Origin of the sequence: Flavobacterium sp. UBA7663, from assembly GCF_002483315.1 — a bacterium.
Taxonomy (GTDB): domain Bacteria; phylum Bacteroidota; class Bacteroidia; order Flavobacteriales; family Flavobacteriaceae; genus Flavobacterium.
In genome coordinates this window covers 99547-118800 of record NZ_DLHR01000012.1, presented here as the reverse complement: position 1 = coordinate 118800, position 19254 = coordinate 99547, and the positions used below count along the sequence as shown (strand labels likewise).

Sequence of the window (19254 nt, the reverse complement as noted above, 5' to 3'; positions counted from 1 at the left end):
AAAGATTTATTTCTTCACCTTCTATACAACAAAGATGCAATACAATAAAGCATGATGTGTTACATATTATATTTATAAGTTACATGATTCACTCATTTTGAAAAACTTCTTCATAAAACTTCATCTCCTTAATTGAATTAGTAACTTTTTCCATGGCTAATCTTGAAAGTAAATAACTAATGGTAGATTCTGCACCTTGATTTAAATTGACATGATATTGCTCTAAACCATCATAACAACCACCTGTTTTTGGATTATAAATAATTTGATGCAAATGATTTTTTCCTAAAAACCAATCAAAAGCAATTTTCATTTTGTCTTTATAAGATGCATCTTCATACACTTGATAAAAAGTTTGCAGCGCTAAAATAGTATAGGCTACATCGATGGGTTGTTCTCCAAATTGATTGAACGTTTTTCCTTTATGATACCAACCTTGATTTGAAATTACTTTGATTTGGTCGTCTTTGAAAGTAAGAGAAAGTAAAAAGTCGAATGAAGTTTTTGCAATGTTTTTATACAATTCACTTCCAGTGCTTAAACCTGCAAATAACATCGCTTCAGGCAGAATACTATTAGCATAGGTAAGATAATCTTCAAACCATTTCCATTTTTTATCTGAAACACCTCTATATTTTGAAACTAAATTATCGGCTAACGAAGTAATTAAGTGATTTACTCTTGGACTTTCCTTATCCAAATTATAAAAATACAATCCTTTAATTGCAAATGAAATTGCTCTTGGAGAATGGAATTTTAAAATATTTTTCAATGATTTTTCAATAGCAAATTTTGCTTTTCTAATCATGTTTTTATCTAAAATATCATAAAACGAAGTGAATTCTCCCAATGCCCAAATAGCTCTGCCGTTAGCATCTTCTAAATTTTCATTACCATTATTAGCGGTAAAATTACCTTCTTTATCTACATAATTTAAAAAGCTACCATCTTCTTGTTGACAAAACAAAATGAACTTCAAATAAATTTTTATTAATTCTAAATCCTCTTCAGCATTAGTTAATTGATAATGTTTGGTCACCGCAATTAATGCTCTTGCATTGTCATCTAAAGTATAACCCGATTCAATATTTGGTTTTGAAATAGCCGAAAACTGAATTAATCCATTTATAGTCGTCATTCTCTTGATATGGTTTAATGAAATTTTCGGCATTTCATACTGCAACACAATTTTATGTTTTTTACTATTGTTTTTTACTAATTCAATATGTGCAATGGCAGAATTTTGCCAAGATGTTGGGCTAATTTTATGCAACGCATTCAAGCGCATTTCTCTCAATAATTTTGGATTATAAAGCAATTCAATGGTTTTTTCAGCAAGTTGATTGGCATCTTGAAAATCATAATTGAATCCGGCTCCTTGTAAAAATTCTTTAGCATGCGGAATTGGTGTTGCTATAACTGGACAACCGCAAGCCATTGCATATGCCAATGTTCCACTAACCGCTTGATTTGGGTCTTTTGAAGTGAATAAATAAATTTTTGTTCGTTGCAAATAATCCATTAATTCATCTAAAGACAAATACTTATTTATAAACCTAACGTTGTTTTCTAAATGTAAGTTTTGCACTTTTTCGTAAAGAAAATTGCGATATTTTTCACCTTCACGTTTTAAAACTTCTGGATGTGTTTTTCCGATGATTAAATAAATTACATTCGGAAACTTTTCGATAATTTTAGGCAATGCATCTAATGCTGTTTCGATACTTTTTCCTTCATTCAATAAACCAAAAGTAGTTAGCACTACTCTATCGCTAAACTGATTTTTTGTTTTATGTTGCAAATTATCAAACGAAGCTACCAAATGAGTTCCATGAGAAATTACTGAAATTTTTCGTTCGGCAATACCGTAATTTGTCATCAGAATAGTTTTCGAAATATCAGTCATCACAACTAAAAAATCTGAATAATCGGCAATTTTACGAACTACTTCTTTTATTTTTTTATCTGGATTTGGTAAAACCGAATGAAATGTTGTAGTTACAGGTCGTTTTAAATGCTTCATGAATTTTAACAAAAAATCTCCATAAACTCCTCCAAAAAGACCAAATTCGTGTTGCAAAAATACCATTGCAATATTTTTATCCGCATTGATTTTTATTGCTAAATCTGAAAAATTTACTTCAGCATCCGAATTTAATTTGTATTTAACGTCTTCTGAATAATTGTAATTTTCACCCGTAGTTTCCAAAGCGCAAACTTTTAATGAAAAGGTATTACCAAATTTTTCTTGAATAGCATTTTTTAAATCTTGCGTATAGGTTGCAATACCACACTCTCTTGGTGGGTAAGACGTTATAAAAACGATTTCGGGAAGTTGCTTTTCTACAACTGGAATTAGTTCGTATTTAGAATTCGTAATGTATTTCATTAAATGACTTTCATTCAAATTATTTTTGGCTTCATTATAAACGAGTAATGAATTATTAAAAATTGGAAAAAAATTAGCTCTCATGTTGTGTTGGATTTTGTAAAAGTTCTTTTAATAATGCTTTTAAACTCATAGATGCGCAAGCAATACATTTGTCAGCGGCACCATAATAGATATAAAGCGTATCTTCAAATAATGCAGTTCCTGTTGGAAAAACCACATTGGAAACCACACCGTTTTTTTCATAATCGAGTTCTGGAACAAATAAAGGATCAACTAATCTTGCAATTACTTTTGTAGGATTATCGATGTCTAATAAAGCAGCAGCGGCAGAATAAATATATCCCTCGGAAGTATCAAAAACACCATGATAAATAAGGAGCCAACCTAATTCGGTTTCTATTGGAGGACAACCACCACCTATAAAACCTGATTCGTGGTTAGTACCAACTGGATCCAAAATAATATGTTCGTTAAAATGAAGAAAATATTCGTTCCAAAATTCTTTAGTTAACTCTTCTAAACTATTGATTAAAACCAATTGAATTCCTGGGCGTATTCGATGTAAAAAAGCTAATTTTCCGTTTATTTTTCTTGGAAAAAACATCACATCTTTATCCCAAAGAAATACTTCTTCGCTAGGCTTAAAATGACGATCATGACGAAAATATTTTACGTTTACCAAATTATTACATTCGGCTAAGCGTTTAAATTCATCAAAAGTGAATTTTGGAACAATAATTCCGTGTCTTTCAAAAGTTAACAAATCAGTTGAAGTTACTAAAGCGCCTAATGCGTTAATTCCGTTATAAGCCGTATAGGTTATGTAATAAACACCATCGATTTTTACAATTCTTGCATCTTCAACACCTTTTGATTCTTCATCCAAAAAAGGAATTATTAATGGCGTATTATTACGCTGTACCAATTTTAGTGGTCCTTCAAATTTACTATATCCAATAGTTGAATAATTACCGCTTCTAACCGCTCGATACAACATATGCACAATGTTTCCTTCTTGCATAATGGCAGGATTTAAAACACTATCATTTTCAAACGAGAGCTTAGTTTTTTTAAGAAGTATGCCTTCTTTTTTGATTTGTATCATTCTGATTTGTAGTTAGATGAAAAAAAAACGTAGATGATGGTTCACCTACGCCTTTTATTGGCTATTATGTGTATTCTTAGCATTTTTCAGTTACTAAGTTGCCCACAAAAAAAAGTCAATTATTATGCTGTAGGTTGCCCTTTTTTGATAATATTAATCACTTCCTCTCTTTTTTTGTGCAAACGTGCTTCTACCCTTTCAAGTAAATCATCTTCTCTACCACTTTCGAATTTTAAATCAGAATCTGTTAATTGCGGAAATTTATCTTTTAAATTATCAGCTTGTCTTTTCCAATCTCCAGAAATTTTAAAAACTTCTGTTCCTTTGTTTGCTTTTGATTCCATTTTAAGTGTTTTTAAATGTTATAATCTTATTAAACAAAGGTGACAATTTAAAAACCAAAAAGTGTTATAAAATTATCTATTAATATTATATAAATCACACATTAACAAAGATTTAAGTTTAAACGTTTTCTAAATTTTGATTTCTTTTTTGCTTTAATTGTTTAAAAAAAGAAGGAGATAAACCGGTTACTTTTTTAAATTGATTGGACAAATGAGCAACACTACTGTAGTTTAGTAAATAAGAGATTTCGGTAAGATTAATTTCATCATATAAAAGCAACTCTTTAACACGCTCAATTTTATGATTGATAATGTATTGTTGAATTGTTATTCCTTTTACTTCTGAAAAGATGTTAGATAAATAAGTATAATCGTGATTTAGTTTTTCACTAATGTAATCTGAATAATTCATTTTTGGAAGTTCATCTGTGTAATGAACCATTTCTACAATTACATTTTTTATTTTTTCTATAAGAATTGCTTTTTTATCATCAAGCAATTCAAGACCCGACATGGCTAAATTTTTTTTTAATAATTCAAATTGTGATGGAGTTATGTCTTCTAAAATTTCAACGACTCCTAAGTCCACAATAACAAAATGCAACCCTAATTTTTTTAGTTCTTCTTTAACCATCATTTTACAACGAAGACTAACCATATATTTAATATAGAGTATCATACTGTTTTGGGTTTAAGAGCAAATTAATTTTTGCTCTATTTATTTAATCTTCATAACCACTTTTAATTACAGTTGAAATCATTTTAAATTGCTCATTAGCATTAAAATGATGTGTGGAATGAGCAGGAATAACCATACCATCTCCTAATTTTAACTTGAATTTTTTCTTATCAATAGTAAGTTCTGCCACGCCATCAATAATTTGAATATACGTATCAAATGGTGATTTTTTTTCGTCTAATTCTTCTCCAGCATCAAAGGAAGAAGCAGTAACATTTCCTGTCACTTTTTTTATGATTGTTTTACTAACCACTGCATTTGGGATGTATTCAATTAGTTCCACAACAATGTGAATTTTTCCCTTTTCTACTTCAACTACCTCGTTTGTTTTTTTCATTTTTTTGGTTGAGTTGTTTATAACTTTATTACTTTGCATTTCAACTTCAATCAAAGGTGGTTATTTATTTATCAAATTCGTTACAAAATCAGAGATATTATTTACATAAATCACATTTTATTCTGAAAAACAGCATTGGTTTAGTGTATATATTCCTCATTATTCTTCGGAATTTTACTAATATTGCAAAAAATAAAGCATCATGTGGTTTGTCATTTTAAGTGTAATTTGTAGTGTTACCGTTGGGATATTTTTAAAAATAGCCAAACGATTTCAGCTAAATGTATTTCAAATAATCACTTTTAATTATTTTTCAGCGTTACTACTCACCTATTTTACGTACCAACCTAATTTAGTTATTGAACAAAAATCGGTTCCTTATACACTTTTCATAAGTTTAGCATTTTTATTACCTATTGTATTTTTAATTCAGGCGAAATCAATTAAAGAAGTAGGAATTGTAAAAACCGATATTGCCCAACGATTATCTTTATTTATTCCATTAACAGCTTCTTACTTTTTATTCAATGAAACCTTTAGTCAACTAAAAATAATTGGTTTTATCGTAGGGTTTTCAGCCATATTTTTTACTTTGAATAAAAAATCTGAAAATAAATCGGATAGTTGGATTTATCCTTTATTGGTTTTAATGGGATTTGGAATAATAGATATCTTATTTAAAAAAGTCGCAATTTTTAAAGATTTTAGTTTCACAACTTCCTTATTTATCATTTTTTGTGGTGCTTTTATAATTTCAATTTTATTTTTAATTGGAAAAATTCTTGTTCAAAAAGAAAAATTAGAATCAAAAAATATTCTTTGGGGATTGGCTTTAGGAATTTTAAATTTTGGAAACATTCTCTTCTATCTAAAAGCTCATAAAGCTTTAGCTGAAAATCCCTCGACCGTTTTTGCAGGAATGAACATGGGAGTAATTATTTTAGGAAGCTTAGCTGGAATAGTTCTGTTTAAAGAAAAAATGACCAAATGGAACTACTTCGGAATCGTTTTGGCAATTATTTCAATAATCATCATCACACTTTCTCAATTCAAGTAAAAATAGTAGGCAGGCATAGTATTTTATTTTTTCTAAAACACTAACCTCTAGATTATCAATTATTTAAAAAATTGTATAATTAATTTAATTTTTATAATTTGCATAAAATAATAAATGCGAATTATGGACAATATTACACGCTTATTTGACTTTCCTTATTATCAATTAGAAAAGTATAATTTAAAAGACGCTTTAGTTACAAAATATGACGGTCAGTGGATTAAAACATCTACTCAAGAATATTTAGACAAAGCCAACGCCATTTCTAGAGGTTTACTTCGATTAGGCGTAAATAAAAATGATAAAATTGCTATCATTTCTTCTAACAATAGAACGGAATGGCACATTACAGATATTGGGGTTTTACAAACAGGAGCACAAACAGTTCCTATGTATCCAACAATTTCTGCAGAAGATTACCAATATATTTTAAATCACTCCGAATCGCAGTATGTATTTGTTTCTGATGATGAAGTATATGAAAAATTAAAAAGCATTAAAGCCAATGTTCCTGCATTAAAAGAAGTGTATTCTTATAATGATATTGCTGGATGCAAAAGTTGGAAAGAACTTTTAGAATTAGGTGCTGATAAAGAAAATCAAGATGTGGTTGAAGATAGAAAAAATAATGTCTTAACTACAGATTTAGCTACTATTATTTATACTTCAGGAACAACAGGAAGACCAAAAGGTGTAATGTTAACGCATCAAAATATTGTTTCTGATGTTTTAATGAGTGCACCAAGAGTTCCATTAAGAGCTGGAGATACAAGAGCTTTAAGTTTCTTACCTATTTGTCATATTTTCGAAAGAATGTTGACCTATTTATATCAATATTATGGCATCTCTATTTACTTCGCTGAAAGTATTGAGAAAATTTCTGATAACTTAAAAGAGGTAAAACCACACGTTATGTCAGTTGTTCCTCGTTTACTAGAAAAAGTATACGATAAAATTTATGCTAAAGGAGCTGATTTAAGTGGAATTAAAAAAGCACTTTTCTTCTGGGCTTTAGATTTAGGTATGGATTACAAACCTTATAAACAAAACGGTGCTTTCTATGAATTCAAATTAAAAATTGCTCGTAAATTAATTTTCTCTAAATGGCAAGAAGGTTTAGGTGGTGAATTAGAATTACTAGTTTCAGGAAGTGCTGCATTACAAAGTAGATTAACAAAAGTTTTCTGTGCTGCTAACATTCCAGTTATGGAAGGTTATGGTTTAACCGAAACTTCTCCTGTAATTTCTGTAAACGATATGAGAAATAGTGGTTTCAGAGTAGGAACCGTTGGAAAAGTATTAGACGGTGTTGAAGTTAAAATTGCAGAAGATGGAGAAATCTTATGTAAAGGTCCAAATGTAATGATGGGATACTACAAAGATGAAACTCAAACTGCTGAAGTTTTAAAAGATGGTTACTTCCATACAGGTGATATCGGTGAAATTGATTCTGATGGTTTCCTAAAAATTACCGACCGTAAAAAAGAAATGTTCAAAACTTCTGGTGGAAAATACGTAGCACCACAAATTTTAGAGAACACTTTCAAACAATCTAGATTTATTGAACAAATCATGGTTATTGGTGATGGCGAAAAAATGCCAGCCGCTTTCATTCAACCTAATTTTGAATTTGTTAGAGAATGGGCAACAAGACATAATCTTAAATTTGCTACCAATGAAGAATTATGTGCTAATAAAATGGTAATCGACAGAATTCAGGAAGAAATTGACCATAGCAATGAAAAATTTGGAAATTGGGAAAAAGTAAAACGTTTTGAACTTACTCCAGATGTTTGGTCAATCGTTGATGGTCACCTAACTCCTACTATGAAATTAAAACGTAAAATCATTAAAGAAAAATATAACGATTTATATCAAAAAATTTACGGATAGAAACGCTAAAACCCACATTTCGTGGGTTTTGCTATTTTAAAATGTTAAATTTTGAAAAAAATGTTAAAAATACTATGCATGCATAGTATTTTTTTTTATATTTGAAAAAGTTTAGATAGATAATTCTATGAAAGATAAAACAATAGACTATATACTTAGAGCAACTTGGCAAGCGGTTGCCAGAATGTACAACGAAGAAGCTGCAAAATATAATGCTACAATGGCAACAGGTTTTGCTCTTTTAAGTATCGATAGAGAAAATGGTTCGCCATCAACAACTCTAGGCCCAAAAATGGGAATGGAAGCAACAAGCTTAACTAGAACTCTAAAATCGATGGAAGAACGAGGATTAATTACGCGTAAAAAAAATCCAACAGATGGTCGTGGCGTAATTATTCAATTAACTAAAGAAGGAAAAGAAAAAAGAGAACTTTCGAAAGAAACCGTACTTCGTTTTAATGAAACCGTAAAGCAACATATTAGTGAAGAAAAATTACAACACTTTATGGAAGTTGCCGAAATCATCAACGAATTAATTGCAGACAAAAAAATCTATAACGACAAATAAAACAACAAACCTATAAACATGAAACGTAATATTAAAAAAGTTGCTGTTATTGGTTCCGGAATTATGGGAAGTGGTATCGCTTGCCATTTTGCTAATATTGGTGTCGAAGTCTTATTATTAGACATCGCTCCAAACGAACTAACCGAAGCAGAACAGAAAAAAGGATTGACTTTAGAGAGTAAAGCCGTTAGAAACCGATTAGTGAATGATCATTTAGCTAACGCTTTAAAATCGAAGCCTTCTCCTATTTATCATCCAAGTTTTGCCTCAAGAATCACTACTGGAAATACTACAGATGATATGTCAAAAATTGCAACAGCAGATTGGATTATCGAAGTTGTAGTAGAACGTTTAGACATCAAGAAAATTGTTTTCGAACAAGTTGATAAATATAGAAAACCAGGAACTTTAGTAACTTCAAATACTTCTGGTATTCCAATTCAGTTCATGAGTGAAGGAAGAAGTGACGATTTCCAACAACATTTCTGTGGAACGCACTTTTTTAATCCAGCACGTTACTTAAAATTATTTGAAATCATTCCTGGTCCAAAAACCTCTAATGAAGTTTTAGATTTCTTGAATGGTTATGGTGAAAAGTTTTTAGGAAAAACTTCAGTTGTAGCAAAAGATACTCCAGCTTTTATTGGAAATAGAATTGGAATCTTCGGAATCCAAAGTTTATTCCACCAAGTAAAAGAAATGGGATTAACGGTTGAAGAAGTTGATAAATTAACTGGACCAGTAATTGGTCGTCCAAAATCAGCTACCTTTAGAACAGTTGATGTGGTTGGTTTAGATACTTTAGTGCATGTAGCGAACGGAATTTATGAAAATTGTCCAAACGACGAAGCTCATGAATTATTCAAACTTCCAGAATTTGTTAACAAAATGATGGAAAACAAATGGTTAGGAAGCAAAACCGGACAAGGTTTCTACAAAAAAGAAGGAAAAGACATTCTAACTTTAGATTTAGATACATTAGAATACAGAGCGAATAAAAAAGCATCTTTCGCTACTTTAGAATTAACCAAAACGATTGAAAAACCAATCGATAGATTCAAAGTTTTAGTGACTGGTAAAGACAAAGCAGGTGATTTCTATAGAAAAAACTTCGCTTCTATGTTTCAATATTGTTCAAACAGAATTCCTGAAATCACAGACGCTTTCTACAAAATAGACGATGCCATGAAAGCTGGATTTGGTTGGGAAAACGGTCCATTCGAAATTTGGGATGCTATCGGAGTTGAAAAAGGAATCGAATTAATGAAAGCAGAAGGATATCAACCAGCTTCTTGGATAACCGATATGTTAGCTTCTGGAAACACTTCTTTCTATTCGATTAAAGATGGAGCAACGCACTTCTACTCTATCATAAACAAAAAAGTAGAGAAAATTCCAGGTCAAGATGCCTTCATTATCTTAAATAACATTCGCGAAAGCAAAAAAATATGGAACAACAGCGATTCAATCATTACCGATTTAGGTGATGGAATCATCAATTTAGAATTTACCTCTAAAATGAATTCTATTGGTGCTGGTGTTTTACAAGGAATCAATAAAGCTATTGATATTGCTGAAAAAGACTACAATGGTTTAGTGATTGGAAATCAAGGCGCTAATTTCTCTGTTGGAGCTAATTTAGGAATGATTTTCATGATGGCTGTTGAGCAAGAATATGACGAATTAAACATGGCTATCAAAATGTTCCAAGACACGATGATGCGTTGTCGTTATTCTGCAATTCCAGTTATTGCAGCTCCTCACGGAATGACATTAGGTGGTGGTTGCGAATTAACTATGCACGCTGATAGAGCTGTTGCCGCAGCAGAAACTTATATCGGATTAGTAGAATTTGGTGTTGGAGTAATTCCTGGAGGTGGAGGTTCTAAAGAAATGGCTTTAAGAGCTTCTGATTTATTCCGTAAAAACGATGTAGAATTAAACGTTTTACAAGAATATTTCTTAACTGTTGGTATGGCAAAAGTAGCTACTTCAGCTTATGAAGGCTTTGATACCGGTGTTTTACAAAAAGGAAGAGATATTGTTGTGGTAAACAAAGACCGTCAAATTGCAACAGCTAAACAAGTAGCGTTACAAATGGCAGAACAAGGTTATACCCAACCTGTAAGAAGAAAAGATATTAAAGTATTAGGAAAGCAAGCTTTAGGAATGTTCTTAGTAGGAACTGACCAAATGGAAGCTGGTAAATATATTTCTGAACACGATAAAAAAATTGCTAACAAATTAGCCTATGTTATGGCTGGTGGCGATTTATCAGAAGCAACTTTAGTTTCTGAACAATACTTATTGGATTTAGAAAGAGAAGCCTTTTTATCTTTAACAGGAGAAAGAAAATCTTTAGAAAGAATTCAGTACATGTTAACCAAAGGGAAACCGTTAAGAAACTAAAAGATGAAAACAGCATATATAGTAAAAGCATATAGAACAGCAGTAGGAAAAGCACCAAAAGGAGTTTTTCGTTTTAAACGTCCTGACGAATTAGCAGCAGAAACCATCGAACACATGATGAAAGAGCTTCCTAATTTTGATAAAACTCGTATTGATGATGTTATGGTAGGAAATGCCATGCCTGAAGCAGAACAAGGTTTAAACGTTGGTAGATTAATTTCATTAATGGGATTAAAAGTAGAAGATGTTCCAGGTGTTACAGTAAATAGATATTGTGCATCAGGTATTGAAACTATCGGAATGGCAACAGCAAAAATTCAATCTGGAATGGCAGATTGTATCATTGCTGGTGGTGCCGAAAGTATGAGTTATATTCCAATGGGAGGCTACAAACCAACACCAGATTACAAAGCTGCAGCTGCTGGTCATGAAGATTATTATTGGGGAATGGGATTAACTGCTGAGGCGGTTGCAAAACAATTCAACGTTTCTCGTGAAGATCAAGATGAATTTGCATATCAATCACATATGAAGGCTTTAAAAGCACAAGCAGAAGGCAAATTTGACGCTCAAATAGTTCCTATTACAGTAGAAGAAACTTTTATTAATGAAAATGGTAAAAAAGAAACGCGTTCTTATGTTGTTAATAAAGATGAAGGCCCAAGAGCAGGAACTTCTGTTGCGGCATTAGCAGGTTTAAGACCCGTATTTGCTGCTGACGGAAGTGTAACAGCAGGAAACTCATCTCAAATGAGTGATGGAGCAGCTTTCGTATTAGTTATGAGTGAAGAAATGGTAAAAGAATTAAATCTTGAACCTATTGCTCGATTAGTAAATTTTGCTTCAGCAGGTGTAGAACCAAGAATCATGGGAATCGGTCCTGTGAAGGCAATTCCAAAAGCATTAAAACAAGCAGGTTTAAAACAATCTGACATTGATTTAATTGAATTAAACGAAGCGTTTGCTTCTCAATCGTTAGCTGTTGTTAGAGAATTAGGCTTAAATCCTGATATCGTAAACGTAAATGGTGGAGCTATCGCTTTAGGTCACCCACTAGGTTGTACTGGTGCAAAACTTTCTGTTCAATTGTTTGACGAAATGCGATTAAGAGGAAGTAAATATGGAATCGTATCTATGTGCGTGGGAACAGGACAAGGAACAGCAGGAATTTACGAATTTTTGAAGTAAAACCCCATAACCCCCAAAAGGGGAATATGGATTGTGGTTATACTTTGTGCTGAAATACTATAAATAAAATATATTGTAAAATTTAAACCCTATTGACCCCTAATAGGTTCCCCCTTTCGGGGATAGGGGGCTAATTATGTCAGATATCATCAGAGGAGGACAATTCCTTGTAAAAGAAACAAAATGCGAAGACATCTTCACTCCAGAAGATTTCAATGAAGAACAAGTTATGATGCGTGATTCGGTTATCGAATTCGTAGACAAAGAAATTTGGCCAAACAAAGAACGTTTCGAAAAGAAAGATTATGCTTTAACCGAAGACATCATGCGTAAAGCTGGTGAATTAGGTTATTTAAGCGTTGCTGTTCCTGCTGCTTATGGCGGAATGGAAATGGGATTCGTAAACACCGTTTTAGTTTGTGATTATATTTCAGGAGCAACTGGTTCGTTTTCAACTGCATTTGGAGCGCACACTGGAATTGGAACTATGCCTATTACTTTATACGGAACAGAGGAACAAAAACAAAAATATGTACCAAAATTAGCTTCTGGCGAATGGTTTGGTGCGTATTGTTTAACAGAACCTGGAGCTGGTTCAGATGCAAATTCAGGAAAAACAAAAGCGGTTCTTTCAGAAGATGGCACACATTATAAAATCACAGGTGGAAAAATGTGGATTTCTAATGCTGGTTTTTGTAACGTAATGATTGTTTTCGCTCGTATTGAAGACGATAAAAATATTACCGGTTTCATCGTTGAAAATGATCCTTCAAACGGAATTTCAATGGGTGACGAAGAGCACAAATTAGGTATTCGCTCCTCTTCTACTCGTCAGGTTTTCTTTAACGAAACAAAAGTTCCTGTAGAAAATATGTTGGCAGGTCGTGGCGAAGGTTTTAAAATTGCTATGAATGCTTTAAATGTTGGACGTATTAAATTAGCAGCAGCTTGTTTAGAAGCACAACGTAGAACCATTACTGGAGCAGTACATTATGCTAACGAAAGAGTTCAGTTTAAAACACCTATTTCAAGTTTTGGAGCAATTCAAGCTAAAATTGCTGAAATGGCTACAAATGCTTATGCAGGAGAAAGTGCTACTTACAGAGCTGCATCTGATATCGAAAACAGAATCAATATTAGAGTTAGTGAAGGAAATTCGCACCAAGAAGCAGAATTAAAAGGTGTAGAAGAATTCGCAATCGAATGTTCTATCTTAAAAGTAGCGGTTTCTGAAGACGTTCAAGCTTGTACAGACGAAGGAATCCAAATTTTTGGTGGAATGGGATTCTCAGAAGATGCACCAATGGAAAGCGCTTGGAGAGATGCTCGTATCGCAAGAATTTACGAAGGAACTAACGAAATCAACAGAATGTTATCAGTTGGTATGTTAGTAAAAAAAGCAATGAAAGGTCATGTGGATTTATTAGGTCCAGCAATGGCTGTTGCCGAAGAATTAATGGGAATTCCATCTTTCGACATTCCGGATTATTCAGAATTATTTGCTGAAGAAAAAGAAATGATTGCCAAATTGAAAAAAGTATTCTTAATGGTAGCGGGTGCTGCAGTTCAAAAATACGGAGCAGAATTAGAATCACACCAACAATTATTAATGGCCGCTTCTGATATCTTAATCGAAATTTACATGGCTGAAAGTACTATTCTTAGAACTGAAAAATTAGCTAAAAAAGAAGGCGAAGACAAAGTTCAGGAGCAAATTGCAATGGCAAAATTATACTTATATCATGCCGTAGATATCGTAAACCAAAAAGGAAAAGAAGGAATCGTTTCATTTGCTGAAGGTGACGAACAACGTATGATGTTAATGGGATTAAAACGTTTTACAAAATATACGAATATGCCAAATGTAATTGGTCTTCGTGAAAAAATTGCTGCAAAAATTATTAGCGAAAACAAATACGCTTTTTAATACAGCAATTAATTGGTTTAGTTTGTTTAAAAAAACCATCCGTTGTAGCGGATGGTTTTTTATTCTAATATGTCAAAGCAGCAAAAATCTCTTTATTCCCTAATTTTTCTCTTCCGTTTAAAAACGATAATTCCATTAAGAAATTCATTTGTACGATTTCGCCACCTAACTGCTCTACTAATTCACAAACGGCTTTTGCAGTTCCTCCAGTCGCTAAAACATCATCATGAATTAAAACCTTATCCCCTTTTTGAATGGCGTCAATATGCATTTCTAAAGTATCTGTTCCGTATTCCAATTCGTATGACGCACTAATTGTTTCAAAAGGTAACTTTTTAGGTTTTCGAACAGGAACAAACCCTGCATTTAATTTTTGTGCTAACAAAATTCCAAAAAAGAAACCACGACTCTCAACTCCTATTACCTTATTAATCTTTTTATCTGCTAAAGTAATGGCTAACAAATCTAAGCAAGCAGAAGTTGCTTCTGGATTACTTAACAAAGGTGTAATATCTTTAAATCCAATTCCTGGCTTCGGAAAATCCTGAATATCACGGATATAGTTTTCTAAGTTCATTTTTTATATATTTTTTCTGTAATTGGTTTGCAATTTACACATTTATCTCTATATTTGCACCCGCATTAAGGCCTCGTGGCGCAACTGAATAGCGCATCTGATTACGGCTCAGAAGGTTACTGGTTTGAATCCAGTCGAGGTCACTTCAACATCCCCAATCCCTTATAAAATAAGGTTTTGGGGATTTTTATTTTCTATTTGTGCCTTTTTTGTGCCAAAACCTAATATCTTTACTAAAATAACTTTTTATTTTAAATTTTCTAAAGAAATAATTTAAAAAAAATATGAATGATTCTTCCGTTCGTATCCTATTCCCTTTTTATCAATTTTATGCATTTGATAAGGATAATTTATGTTCATATGAAGACATTAAAAAAAAGATTTTTGTTCCCAATAGTAGAAATTATCAATATGTAATCAATAAAACGATTCATGAGTCAATTGATAAAATTAATTTATTTACAAACGAAGATAATTTGTTTAAAGAAGATCTTTTAAAAGTTATAAACTCATCAAATCCTCAACTTTTATTTGAAATATTATTAAGTAGAATTTTAAGACTATCATTTAATACAAAAATTGAAAAAATAAATAAAGATGAAATAACTTCTGAATTTATTCCAAAAAAAAAACAATTTGTAAATCTATTAAACTATAGAATTGATTTAATTAAAATTGAAGAACTTTTAGAAGATTATAATAACAATCCAGATATTGAAATTGATTCTAACTTCTTTCTACAGGAGATTATTAATTTTACTTACAAATTTTTATTTGTTAAATTATCAAAAAATATATACTTCTATTACTCGGTTAGAAAAAAAGATAATAAAACAAATATAAACTTTAAAGTATTTTATGAAACTTTTATAAAATTTAGTTCAGAATTAGAAACTAAAAATTATGCTCCATTTGATTTTGATAATAAACAAGACTATATTGAAAGTTTTTACAATTCATTCAAAACTGATGATATAGATTATATTGAAGAAATCATTAATGAACTTAATCTTTTTTCTAGTCATAAAGAATCAAAAGAAAAATTATTTGAAATTATAAATAGTAACATTAAAATAAATCCTTCTTTATCTGTTACTAAAAAAAATAGATTGTTATTGCCCTTTTTTAAGCACATAACAATTGTGTTTTTTTACAGAGAATATGTTGATTTAGAAGAAAAAGAATTAAAAAAGAAGTTTAGAAAAATCCTAAATTCTAAATGATAATATCCATACAAAAAAGTTCAATATAAAAACGTCCTCTTTTATTTTCTTAATTAAAAAATGGGGCGTTTTTACTTTAACAAAATCACAAAATTTGTAATTCAAAATCAAAAATATATTTGAATATGAATACAAATATTACACCTCCAAAATATCTATCCAGATATGAAGCGGCTAACCATCTAAAGGTTTCTGCCAAAACAATCGACCGTTTAATTCGAGATCATCGAATCAAAGCCTTTAAACTTGGTAAAAGAGTTCTAATATATTTAGATTCATTAACCGAGGAAAACATTAATTCTATTAGGCCAAGATTCTAAAGAAAATAGAATTTTGCTTAGAAGCATATTAAAAAACTTTCAAACAACTTAAAACTTTCTAATTATGACAAAACAAATTCAAAAAAGAACTTGCTTGTACTCTGGTGAAGAGTTTATTCCAAAAAGAAACAATCAAGTATTTGCAAATAAATACAATAGAATCAGTTTTCACAATCAAATAAATAACAAACTGAGAAATGAACTTAAGCAAACCAATAATCAATTAATGGTTAATTATAAAATTGGAATTGAACTTTTATCAAAAGAAAAAACAATAACTATTCATCGTGAATTTTTGAAAGGCAAAGGTTTTGACTTTAGATATTTTACAAATCTTACTTCAAATAATGACATGAAAGGAACTGCTTATCAAGTGTATGATATTTCATTTGAAAAAATTGATGAAAACAGATATTTAATTTCCAAATTATGATAAATCCAGATACAGAAAATTTAATCTTGATTCCTAGTGATGATATTGTTCAATTAGAAATTGAAAATGTAATGAGAATACAAAATGAAAACCAAATTTTAAAAACTTCAATACTATTAATTATTGTATTAACTATAATCATTATTACTAACTATAATACTAAAATACAAGATGAAAGAAATAAAAAACATTTATGACAATGGATTCGTAAAGCTTTCTAAACAAGTTTTAGAATGGCAATGGTATAGTGATCCAAATGTTGCAAGATTGTATTTCCACATACTCTTAAAAGCTAATTTTAAAGAAAACAATTGGAGAGGAATTGAAATAAAAATTGGAGAATTTGTAACATCTATCGATAAACTTCATGTTGAATTAAATATTTCGATTCAGACGATTAGAACTGCATTAAAAAAATTAGAAAGAACAGGCTATATTGAAAGAAGACCAACAAATCAATTTACCTTAATTAAGCTTTTAGATTCTGATGTTTTTACTAAAGAGTTTTTTATTTCTAACAAACAGGTTAATAATCCAAAAACAATCCATAAACATTCAAGCAACAATCAAAAAACAACAACTAATAAAGAAAAGAAAGAATTAGAAACATTAGAAAGAAAAGAAGTTTTTAAAAAACAAATTTTCCAATTTCAAAATCAATTTTCAAAGGAAAAACTTGATAGTTTCTTTAATTACTGGAGCGAAGAATGTGAGCAAACTGGGCGGCTGAAATTTGAAGATGAAAAATTCTGGAATCTTGAAACCAGAATTTCAAATTGGAAAGTTTTTGGAAGCGAATCAACCAAAAAGAAATCTAATAATTTTTATTTAAATCGATAAACTATGAAACTAAACATTAATGATTTTGTCAATAATCCTGCGGGATATATTGCAAATATTGAAAGAAAACCATTGTTACATCAATCATTAGAACCGAAAAAACTATACATAATGTTTCGGTTAAAATTTCTAGAAATTGAAGGACAAGAATTTGTCTGTACTGAAGAAAATAAAGCTTTAGTCTATACTCTTATTTACTTCTTTCAGAAAAAAGAAAATTTCTATGACTCTTCATTACTTTTTGAATACCCAAACACTTCAATTGACTTAAACAAAGGATTAGTAATTGTTGGTGGTTTTGGATGTGGAAAAACTTCTATACTAAGAATTTTTCAACAAATTATAAATGAAAGTAATCAAGTGAATTTAAAATTTACCACAACAGTTAATGCTGTGTCAAAATTTGAATTGATAGAAGACGAAAACATGTATAATTTTAAAGATGGACTTTACAAAGATCATTTAATCATTGATGATTTACTAGCAGAGAAACAGGCATCAAGATTTGGAAAATCAGAACTATTTGAAGAAGTTTTGTTTCAAAGATTGGAAAACAAAAAAATGAATTCCATTATTACAATGAATTATGACAACGAGCATCCAAATAACATGGAATATGCCATAAATAAACTTTCAAGATATGGAGGAAGAGTTTTTGATAGAATTTTAGGTAGTTTCAATTTTATAGAATTACATGGTAAGAGTTTTAGAATTTAACTAGTTGTTTTAAAAGTAAATATGAGGCCTCATTTGCTTTTAAAGAGACGTAAAATTCAATAAAAAAGAGGCTAAAGCCTCTCAATTTATATTTTAACTACTGCCTGTGCATAAAACATTTCATTGTTACCCACTCCTCTATTGTATCTAACACTAACACCACCTTGTAATTGCCAATTCATTTTCAAAAACTCATTTATTTGTTGCTCTAAATCTAATATTGAACTTCCCAGGATAACTTTATATTCTTTCATAATTAATTTATTGGTTTTAAATTTTTTAAATACTCATAAAATTCCATAGACCAAACGATTTTATACTCGTAAGCTATAGGGTTAAAAACTTTGTAAGCGATTAAGTGACTTTTCTTAAAATACAAATTCTCTAGTAATAGCACTTTTTCCTTAACATTTTTAAATTCGGGATGCTGGTAAGGAAAAGTTAACCCCACATCTTCTGGGCGAATAAAGAAATTGGAATTCTTAAAACCCAATACATTTTTAAAAAACGGATGCGAAAATTTTTCATGTAATGGAATCGTATTTCTCCAATGAAACTGCAAAGGCTCTTTATTAATGATTTTTTCCATAAAAGGAATCGTTTTATGACTTTCTAAAAGAGGGAACTCATATACTTCAACCAATTGCAAATCTCTTTCAAGGTAATGCAATTGCAAATCGTTATCATAATCTTTATTAAAATTGAAGCCTAGTATCATATCATCATTGATATAGAGTTTAGACAAAACTTCGCCCGATATATTTTCAGGATTCACTACCCAACGTTTTCTCTTTTTACTATTCGCTTCTTTGTCAGATTCATAAAATGGAAATTGAGAAACAAGGTTAACAATTTCTTCATTGCTTTTGCCTTCAATATCAAAAGCTTTTATGTTTAGTTTGTTCATTTTCTTTAAATTTTTAAATACCTCAATAGTTTCAAAAATACTATTGAGGTATTGCTCCTTAATTATTTTTTAGGTGTATTTCCTCTTCCTGGTCCAGATGGTTTTCCTGTTTTACTAGGATAATTAGGATTAGGTTTACTTGTTGAAGTACTACTTGGTTTTGAACTAATTCCTCTACTTGTGCCTGAATTTGCATTTAATTTACTCATGATTTTTGGTTTAAATAATTTACCTACTCGTTAGCTTTTCGGTTTCCGCTGTAATTACAAACCAAAAGT

21 protein-coding genes and 1 tRNA gene are annotated in these 19254 nt (G+C 30.6%); 13 read left to right on the top strand and 9 right to left on the bottom strand.

All coding sequences use genetic code 11. The annotated features are described in order from the left end of the window. Nucleotides 1-88: 88 nt before the first annotated feature. The 5 genes from B2741_RS03180 to B2741_RS03160 all read right to left on the bottom strand — a co-directional run bounded on the left by B2741_RS03180 (nt 89) and on the right by B2741_RS03160 (nt 4917). Nucleotides 89-2473, bottom strand: coding sequence for a glycosyltransferase (locus B2741_RS03180; RefSeq protein WP_291135381.1), 2385 nt, complete (start codon nt 2471-2473; stop codon nt 89-91). Beyond that, nucleotides 2463-3497, bottom strand: a complete 1035-nt coding sequence (locus B2741_RS03175; protein WP_291135379.1) for a pesticidal protein Cry7Aa — start codon at nt 3495-3497, stop codon at nt 2463-2465. Before B2741_RS03175 ends, B2741_RS03180 begins: the two co-directional genes overlap by 11 nt. Before the next feature lie 122 nt (nt 3498-3619). Then, nucleotides 3620-3841, bottom strand: coding sequence for a hypothetical protein (locus tag B2741_RS03170; RefSeq protein ID WP_262318466.1), 222 nt, complete (start codon nt 3839-3841; stop codon nt 3620-3622). Between the two features lie 118 nt (nt 3842-3959). After that, on the bottom strand, nt 3960-4520 hold the full coding sequence (locus B2741_RS03165) for a helix-turn-helix domain-containing protein (protein ID WP_291135377.1): 561 nt from the start codon (nt 4518-4520) through the stop codon (nt 3960-3962). Between the two features lie 43 nt (nt 4521-4563). After that, nucleotides 4564-4917: a cupin domain-containing protein gene (locus B2741_RS03160; protein ID WP_291135375.1), complete on the bottom strand. Its 354-nt coding sequence runs from the start codon at nt 4915-4917 to the stop codon at nt 4564-4566. A 202-nt stretch (nt 4918-5119) separates the two neighbouring features. On the opposite strand from B2741_RS03160, the gene B2741_RS03155 reads away from it, so the two are divergent. The 6 genes from B2741_RS03155 to B2741_RS03130 all read left to right on the top strand — a co-directional run bounded on the left by B2741_RS03155 (nt 5120) and on the right by B2741_RS03130 (nt 13959). Further along, complete coding sequence (locus B2741_RS03155; protein WP_291135373.1) at nt 5120-5974, top strand: EamA family transporter; 855 nt, start codon at nt 5120-5122, stop codon at nt 5972-5974. A gap of 123 nt (nt 5975-6097) precedes the next feature. Continuing rightward, nucleotides 6098-7867, top strand: a complete 1770-nt coding sequence (locus B2741_RS03150; RefSeq protein WP_291135371.1) for an AMP-dependent synthetase/ligase — start codon at nt 6098-6100, stop codon at nt 7865-7867. Nucleotides 7868-7994: 127 nt separating this feature from the next. Beyond that, on the top strand, nt 7995-8435 hold the full coding sequence (locus B2741_RS03145) for a MarR family winged helix-turn-helix transcriptional regulator (protein ID WP_291109984.1): 441 nt from the start codon (nt 7995-7997) through the stop codon (nt 8433-8435). An 18-nt stretch (nt 8436-8453) separates the two neighbouring features. Continuing rightward, on the top strand, nt 8454-10844 hold the full coding sequence (locus tag B2741_RS03140) for a 3-hydroxyacyl-CoA dehydrogenase/enoyl-CoA hydratase family protein (protein ID WP_291135369.1): 2391 nt from the start codon (nt 8454-8456) through the stop codon (nt 10842-10844). Between the two features lie 3 nt (nt 10845-10847). Beyond that, nucleotides 10848-12032: an acetyl-CoA C-acyltransferase gene (locus tag B2741_RS03135; protein ID WP_291135367.1), complete on the top strand. Its 1185-nt coding sequence runs from the start codon at nt 10848-10850 to the stop codon at nt 12030-12032. Nucleotides 12033-12168: 136 nt separating this feature from the next. Continuing rightward, nucleotides 12169-13959: an acyl-CoA dehydrogenase family protein gene (locus tag B2741_RS03130; protein WP_291135365.1), complete on the top strand. Its 1791-nt coding sequence runs from the start codon at nt 12169-12171 to the stop codon at nt 13957-13959. A 64-nt stretch (nt 13960-14023) separates the two neighbouring features. Here the strand turns inward: B2741_RS03130 and B2741_RS03125 are convergent, their stop codons facing one another. Next, nucleotides 14024-14536 carry an adenine phosphoribosyltransferase gene (locus B2741_RS03125; RefSeq protein WP_291135363.1) on the bottom strand — a complete coding sequence of 171 codons (513 nt, stop codon included), beginning with the start codon at nt 14534-14536 and terminating at the stop codon, nt 14024-14026. A gap of 69 nt (nt 14537-14605) precedes the next feature. Between B2741_RS03125 and B2741_RS03120 the strand changes: the two genes are divergently transcribed. From B2741_RS03120 to B2741_RS03095, 7 genes are all read left to right on the top strand, one after another. Beyond that, nucleotides 14606-14679: transfer RNA gene (locus B2741_RS03120), tRNA-Arg, on the top strand. Between the two features lie 141 nt (nt 14680-14820). Further along, on the top strand, nt 14821-15759 hold the full coding sequence (locus B2741_RS03115; protein WP_291135361.1) for a hypothetical protein: 939 nt from the start codon (nt 14821-14823) through the stop codon (nt 15757-15759). 125 nt (nt 15760-15884) lie between these two features. After that, complete coding sequence (locus B2741_RS13080; protein WP_414655296.1) at nt 15885-16079, top strand: excisionase family DNA-binding protein; 195 nt, start codon at nt 15885-15887, stop codon at nt 16077-16079. Nucleotides 16080-16143: 64 nt separating this feature from the next. Next, the gene (locus B2741_RS03110) at nt 16144-16512 is read left to right on the top strand and encodes a hypothetical protein (RefSeq protein WP_291135359.1); all 369 of its coding nucleotides are present in this window, start codon (nt 16144-16146) and stop codon (nt 16510-16512) included. Further along, a complete protein-coding gene (locus B2741_RS03105; RefSeq protein WP_291135357.1) occupies nt 16509-16709 on the top strand; it encodes a hypothetical protein in 201 nt (66 codons plus the stop codon). The genes B2741_RS03110 and B2741_RS03105 overlap by 4 nt, the downstream gene beginning before the upstream one ends. After that, nucleotides 16684-17352, top strand: a complete 669-nt coding sequence (locus B2741_RS03100) for a GntR family transcriptional regulator (protein WP_291135355.1) — start codon at nt 16684-16686, stop codon at nt 17350-17352. Before B2741_RS03105 ends, B2741_RS03100 begins: the two co-directional genes overlap by 26 nt. 3 nt (nt 17353-17355) lie before the next feature. Further along, nucleotides 17356-18069, top strand: a complete 714-nt coding sequence (locus tag B2741_RS03095) for a hypothetical protein (protein WP_291135353.1) — start codon at nt 17356-17358, stop codon at nt 18067-18069. Nucleotides 18070-18155: 86 nt separating this feature from the next. Here B2741_RS03095 and B2741_RS03090 read toward each other — a convergent pair whose 3' ends face one another. The 3 genes from B2741_RS03090 to B2741_RS03080 form a co-directional block, all read right to left on the bottom strand. Then, the gene (locus B2741_RS03090) at nt 18156-18323 is read right to left on the bottom strand and encodes a DUF1737 domain-containing protein (protein ID WP_291135351.1); all 168 of its coding nucleotides are present in this window, start codon (nt 18321-18323) and stop codon (nt 18156-18158) included. Nucleotides 18324-18325: 2 nt separating this feature from the next. Continuing rightward, entirely contained in the window at nt 18326-18976 is a 651-nt protein-coding gene (locus B2741_RS03085; RefSeq protein ID WP_291135349.1) for a hypothetical protein, read from the bottom strand. Between the two features lie 62 nt (nt 18977-19038). After that, nucleotides 19039-19185 (bottom strand): hypothetical protein, encoded by a 147-nt coding sequence (locus B2741_RS03080; RefSeq protein WP_264369854.1) that lies wholly within the window; start codon nt 19183-19185, stop codon nt 19039-19041. Nucleotides 19186-19254: the final 69 nt, after the last annotated feature.

Excerpts from the sequence above, each read along its gene's own strand:
- B2741_RS03180 (WP_291135381.1), bottom strand. The coding sequence starts at position 2,473 with ATGAGAGCTAATTTTTTTCCAATTTTTAATAATTCATTACTCGTTTAT.
- B2741_RS03175 (WP_291135379.1), bottom strand. The coding sequence starts at position 3,497 with ATGATACAAATCAAAAAAGAAGGCATACTTCTTAAAAAAACTAAGCTC.
- B2741_RS03170 (WP_262318466.1), bottom strand. The coding sequence starts at position 3,841 with ATGGAATCAAAAGCAAACAAAGGAACAGAAGTTTTTAAAATTTCTGGA.
- B2741_RS03165 (WP_291135377.1), bottom strand. The coding sequence starts at position 4,520 with ATGATACTCTATATTAAATATATGGTTAGTCTTCGTTGTAAAATGATG.
- B2741_RS03160 (WP_291135375.1), bottom strand. The coding sequence starts at position 4,917 with ATGAAAAAAACAAACGAGGTAGTTGAAGTAGAAAAGGGAAAAATTCAC.
- B2741_RS03155 (WP_291135373.1), top strand. The coding sequence starts at position 5,120 with ATGTGGTTTGTCATTTTAAGTGTAATTTGTAGTGTTACCGTTGGGATA.
- B2741_RS03150 (WP_291135371.1), top strand. The coding sequence starts at position 6,098 with ATGGACAATATTACACGCTTATTTGACTTTCCTTATTATCAATTAGAA.
- B2741_RS03145 (WP_291109984.1), top strand. The coding sequence starts at position 7,995 with ATGAAAGATAAAACAATAGACTATATACTTAGAGCAACTTGGCAAGCG.
- B2741_RS03140 (WP_291135369.1), top strand. The coding sequence starts at position 8,454 with ATGAAACGTAATATTAAAAAAGTTGCTGTTATTGGTTCCGGAATTATG.
- B2741_RS03135 (WP_291135367.1), top strand. The coding sequence starts at position 10,848 with ATGAAAACAGCATATATAGTAAAAGCATATAGAACAGCAGTAGGAAAA.
- B2741_RS03130 (WP_291135365.1), top strand. The coding sequence starts at position 12,169 with ATGTCAGATATCATCAGAGGAGGACAATTCCTTGTAAAAGAAACAAAA.
- B2741_RS03125 (WP_291135363.1), bottom strand. The coding sequence starts at position 14,536 with ATGAACTTAGAAAACTATATCCGTGATATTCAGGATTTTCCGAAGCCA.
- B2741_RS03115 (WP_291135361.1), top strand. The coding sequence starts at position 14,821 with ATGAATGATTCTTCCGTTCGTATCCTATTCCCTTTTTATCAATTTTAT.
- B2741_RS13080 (WP_414655296.1), top strand. The coding sequence starts at position 15,885 with ATGAATACAAATATTACACCTCCAAAATATCTATCCAGATATGAAGCG.
- B2741_RS03110 (WP_291135359.1), top strand. The coding sequence starts at position 16,144 with ATGACAAAACAAATTCAAAAAAGAACTTGCTTGTACTCTGGTGAAGAG.
- B2741_RS03105 (WP_291135357.1), top strand. The coding sequence starts at position 16,509 with ATGATAAATCCAGATACAGAAAATTTAATCTTGATTCCTAGTGATGAT.
- B2741_RS03100 (WP_291135355.1), top strand. The coding sequence starts at position 16,684 with ATGAAAGAAATAAAAAACATTTATGACAATGGATTCGTAAAGCTTTCT.
- B2741_RS03095 (WP_291135353.1), top strand. The coding sequence starts at position 17,356 with ATGAAACTAAACATTAATGATTTTGTCAATAATCCTGCGGGATATATT.
- B2741_RS03090 (WP_291135351.1), bottom strand. The coding sequence starts at position 18,323 with ATGAAAGAATATAAAGTTATCCTGGGAAGTTCAATATTAGATTTAGAG.
- B2741_RS03085 (WP_291135349.1), bottom strand. The coding sequence starts at position 18,976 with ATGAACAAACTAAACATAAAAGCTTTTGATATTGAAGGCAAAAGCAAT.
- B2741_RS03080 (WP_264369854.1), bottom strand. The coding sequence starts at position 19,185 with ATGAGTAAATTAAATGCAAATTCAGGCACAAGTAGAGGAATTAGTTCA.